General features: G+C 55.3%; 1 protein-coding gene. It reads left to right on the top strand.

What is annotated here, in order from left to right:
* Nucleotides 1-115: 115 nt before the first annotated feature.
* A partial coding sequence (locus tag ACOCD2_RS21265) for a molybdopterin-dependent oxidoreductase (RefSeq protein ID WP_305801655.1) occupies nt 116-1,112 on the top strand: 997 nt, incomplete at its 3' end.

The following is a 1,112-nucleotide window of genomic DNA, read 5'->3' on the forward strand; positions in this document are numbered from 1 at the left end:
GTTGTTGCGTAGTGCTTGGTGACCAGGACGGCTGGGGCACCAATAGGTTGTCAAAGGCCGAGTCGATTTTGGGGACTGGGATGTCCCAAAATCTATCACGAGGCCGAAGACACGCTTGTTCTATTCCGGTTACACCCGTTTTGCCCATGTGGTGGGTACGACCTGGATCCAGTCCATGTGCGGCTCCCAGGGGCTGAACGACAAGTTCGAGGAACTGGTGGTCAACAACAAACACCAGGTGCGTTCCTCCAACAAGCAGGACATCATCGATACGCTGAAGAAGCGTATGGATTCCGGAGGTACGGTCGTTCTCAACCAGGATATCTACCTGCGTGATCCTATCGGTGGAAAATTTGCCGATATCGTGTTGCCGGCGGCAACCTGGGGCGAGGAGGATTTTGTTCGCGCAAATGGTGAACGTCGCATCCGTCTGTATTCCAAGTTCTACGATGCACCGGGCGACGCTAAGCCGGACTGGTGGATCGTCAGCCAGCTGGCACAGCGTCTGGGCTTTGATGGCTACGACTGGAAGAACTCCAACGAAGTCTGTGAAGAGTCCTCCCGTTTCAGTCGCGGCAACCGCAAGGCTTATCACATGATAAAGGTCGCTGCCCACAAAGAAGGCAAGACCCTGCATGAGAAGCTGCGTGAGATGGGTACTACGGGCATCCAGGGACCGACTTTCTACAACTACAAGACCGGTGAGCTGACGGGTAGTGTGCGTCTGCACGATACCGAGATGACCCCCGAGATGATAGAAGCGGAAGGCCGTACCCAGGGTGCGAACATGGTCAACAAGAAGATGACCCACTTCAACTCCCAGACCGGGAAAATCAACATCCAGAAACACCCGTGGAGTCTGTTCTCCGACTACTGGGAATGGATGAGCCCGAAGAAGGATGAGCTGTGGCATACCAACGGTCGGATCAACGAAATCTGGCAGTCCGGTTTTGATGATGTGCAGCGACGTTCCTATATCGCCCGTCGCTGGCCGGAGAACTGGACGGAGATTCACCCGGATGATGCAAAGGCCCGTGGTATCGAGTCCGGTGACAAGATCCTGCTGTACTCCGATCGTGTGCCGCATTTCCGCCAGACCATCAAGGGCGTGC

Source organism: Thiolapillus sp. (genome assembly GCF_048562965.1).
Taxonomy (GTDB): Bacteria; Pseudomonadota; Gammaproteobacteria; order Chromatiales; family Chromatiaceae; genus Thiolapillus; species Thiolapillus brandeum_A.